Annotated in this window: 3 protein-coding genes and 1 pseudogene; 2 read left to right on the top strand and 2 right to left on the bottom strand. The window is 73.4% G+C overall.

Annotated elements, in window-relative coordinates; genetic code table 11:
* Together C1J00_RS46080 and C1J00_RS41955 are read left to right on the top strand one after the other, a co-directional pair.
* Positions 1-303: pseudogene (locus tag C1J00_RS46080) on the top strand (hypothetical protein); the annotation flags it as partial.
* On the top strand, positions 300-911 hold the full coding sequence (locus C1J00_RS41955) for a sigma-70 family RNA polymerase sigma factor (protein WP_102914058.1): 612 nt from the start codon (positions 300-302) through the stop codon (positions 909-911). The pseudogene C1J00_RS46080 and the gene C1J00_RS41955, both read left to right, overlap by 4 nt.
* A gap of 69 nt (positions 912-980) precedes the next feature.
* Here the strand turns inward: C1J00_RS41955 and C1J00_RS41950 are convergent, their stop codons facing one another.
* A complete protein-coding gene (locus C1J00_RS41950; RefSeq protein ID WP_102914057.1) occupies positions 981-1,814 on the bottom strand; it encodes an alpha/beta fold hydrolase in 834 nt (277 codons plus the stop codon).
* Between the two features lie 32 nt (positions 1,815-1,846).
* The coding region (locus tag C1J00_RS41945; protein ID WP_146046385.1) for a BBE domain-containing protein at positions 1,847-2,508 on the bottom strand (662 nt) is incomplete at its 5' end.

The following is a 2,508-nucleotide window of genomic DNA, read 5'->3' as shown; positions in this document are numbered from 1 at the left end:
GCCGTCGAACCACTCGCCCCGCCGCCTCCTCCTCGTGCACGCGATCACCACCCGGGGACCACCCGCGGGGGCCGCTGCCGCCTGACGGCAGCCGGCATCGGCCGGGGCAGCCCCGCGCGCCCCGGCAGCGGCCGTACCTCCGTGCCTGCGCGCACCCCGTGGGACCTCACACCTCCCGACGCGCGGTACGGGCACGCCCGCGCCCCCGCTCACCGGACCGCACCCCACGCGCGCACGTACGACCTCACGGCCTGCCTGCTCGCGTCCCAGCGGTCCCGGATCCCCGACAAGGACATCAGGTGATCACTCCTGCCCTGCCCCTTTCGCACGAGAGGTCGGCGTCGGCCGACGCGTCGATAACCGCCTGGGCGCTGGCCGCCCGCGGCGGTGACTCCGCGGCCGTCGACCACTTCGTGCGCGCCCTGCACCGTGACGTCATCCGGTACGTCGCCCATCTGTGCGCCGACCCGCAGGCGGTGGACGATCTGGCGCAGGACACGTTCCTGCGGGCGCTCGGCAGTCTGCACCGGTTCGAGGGACGTTCCTCGGCGCGGACCTGGCTGCTGGCGATCGCCCGGCGCGCGGTGGCCGACAGCATCCGGTACACCGCCGTACGCCCCCGGCCGGCCGACCTGCCGGACTGGGAGCCGGCGGCCGAACTCGCCCAGCCGCGCGGCCTGCCCGGCTTCGACGACGGCGTGGCACTGCTGGAGCTGCTGGCCGGACTGCCGCACGAACGCCGCGAGGCGTTCGTCCTCACGCAGCTGCTCGGCCTGCCCTACGCGGAGGCCGCCGCACGGAGCAACTGCCCGGTCGGCACGGTCCGTTCCCGTGTGGCCCGCGCCCGGGCGACGCTCCTCGCCCTGCTCGCCGCGGCGGAGGAACCGGATCCCGCTCTCGCCGCGGCCTGACCCGTCACGACCGCACGGTGCCCGCCGCCCTTCTCCGGCGGGCACCGGCCGGTGAACGGCCCGCCCGGTTCAGCGATGCCGGGTGGCTCTCCCGGCGGCCGGCGCCTCCACCTCCCTCCAGAAGGCTCCGACCCGCGCGTTGAACACCTCCGGCACCTCCTGGAACGGCTGATGCGCTTCCCCGGGCAGCACCTCGAACACGGCGCCCGGGATGCTCTCCGCGACCGCGCGGCCGAGGCGCGGTGGTGTGGCGAGGTCGAGTTCACCGGCGAGCACGAGGGTCGGGACGCGGATGCCGCCGAGGCGGTCGAGGGTGTCGTGACCGGCGAACGCGGCGAGCTGGCGCTGGAAGGCCTCGGTGGACTGCGGATGCTCGAAGGCCAGGGCCTCGTCGATGAAGCGGTCGACCATGCCGTCGGCGTGGGCGCGCGGGGTGTAGATCCACAGGTAGAACGCTTCCAGCACGGCCCGTTCGTCCGGGGCGCGTTCGACCATCCAGTTCCAGAAGCGCGTCATGGCGCGGAAGTAGGGATCCGGGCGGGCCGTCGTGCTCATGAGGACGAGGCTGCGGACCAGGCCGGGGTGGCGCAGGGCCAGCTCCTGGGCGATGAAACTGCCGCCCGAGAAGCCCGTGATGTGAGCCGCCGGCACCTGGAGAGCCCGCAGCAGCGCCGCGGCGTCGTCGGCCATCCCCGCTACCGAGAGCGGGCCGTCGGGCAGCGGGCTGCGGCCCGCGCCGCGGTTGTCGAACGCGGTGAGCCGGTAGCGGTCCGCGAGCCCGTCGAGCTGTGACCGCCACGCCTCGGCGGGGTCCCCGAGCCCCGCGACGAGCAGGACGTCGGGACCCTCGCCCCGCTGCTCCACCCAGAGTTCCACGCCGTCGGCGTCGACCATCCGTCCCATAGCGAGCCTCCCGGGGACGCGTGCGGTGTCCGTCACCCTCGCGCCGGTTCGATGTTCTGGTTGCCGTGGAAGAGGTTGTCCGGGTCGTAGGTCCGCTTGATGCGGGCGAGCCTGTCGTAGTGGTCGCGGTACGTCGCCCGGACCCGTTCCTGGCCCTCGCCCGAGCCCATGAAGTTCACGTACGAGCCGCCCATCGAGAACGGATGCAGCTCCTCCTGGTAGCCCACGCACCACTGCCTGATCGTCTCCGCGTTGGCCGGGTCGGGGTCGACGCCGGCGAAGACACCGGACCAGAGGGCGTCCCGGTAGCTCCACGCGGTGTCGTCCGGGCCGACCCGGTGGGCGGCGCCGTCGATCGGGTAGAGGTGCATCAGCGACAGCGGCGTGGGGTTGTTCCGGCCGTATTCGAGGTGCACGTCCAGGGCGGCGTCGGGGATGTGGTCGAAGAAGTCGCCACGCCAGTACCACTGGTAGCCGGACGGGATCAGCTCGTCGAACATGCCCTGCAACGCGTCGTAGGGCATCGGCGTCGTGAAGTGGAAGGCCGGCCGGCCCGCGTCGTTCACTGCCGAGAGGGTCTCGGCGACCCCGTCCGGGTCACCCGTGCAGCACCATACGATGCCGCACACCTTCCGCCCGTGGAGCTCCTCCGGGAAGGGCGGGCCGGGCGGGACGACGAGGACGGCGAAGAAGC

This window comes from Streptomyces cahuitamycinicus (assembly GCF_002891435.1).
Taxonomy (GTDB): domain Bacteria; phylum Actinomycetota; class Actinomycetes; order Streptomycetales; family Streptomycetaceae; genus Streptomyces; species Streptomyces cahuitamycinicus.
The sequence above is the reverse complement of the archived record's forward strand: the minus strand, read 5'-3'. Positions and strand labels throughout refer to the sequence as shown.

What these genes read in the sequence shown, in the direction of transcription:
- C1J00_RS41950 (WP_102914057.1), bottom strand. Translation starts at nt 1,814, where the DNA reads ATGGGACGGATGGTCGACGCCGACGGCGTGGAACTCTGGGTGGAGCAG.